1 protein-coding gene is annotated in these 315 nt (G+C 39.0%); it reads right to left on the bottom strand.

The features are described 5' to 3' along the window. Nucleotides 1-83 precede the first annotated feature (83 nt). Nucleotides 84-315 (bottom strand): DUF2797 domain-containing protein (locus HC176_RS18640; RefSeq protein ID WP_167920469.1); only part of this gene is annotated, 232 nt, incomplete at its 5' end.

The raw sequence follows: 315 nt of genomic DNA, 5'->3' as shown, positions 1-315 counted from the left end.
CTGTTAAAGAAACAGCAAGGGATATTCTGGGTGGATTACTGGGCGGAGCCAGAAGAAAAAAGGATACTACTCAAAATTAGTAGTTACTGAAGGGACAAAGTAACATTGAAGCCTTCATGCTTCCTAACGTTGAAGACCATTCCGTCTTCAAAGATGAGATATTGTCCTTTGATACCTTTTAAAAGTCCTTCGTAAAAAGGCGTTTTTGCCAGGTTTAGAGTTTTACATTTTTGGGGGTAAGTTATAACAGGAAATTTCAGCTCAAGCTCCTTTGAATTGGTCAGGTAGTAATCTTTTACTTCTTCGGGCAGGTAC

This window comes from Tamlana crocina, assembly GCF_012037625.1.
The sequence above is the reverse complement of the archived record's forward strand: the minus strand, read 5'-3'. Positions and strand labels throughout refer to the sequence as shown.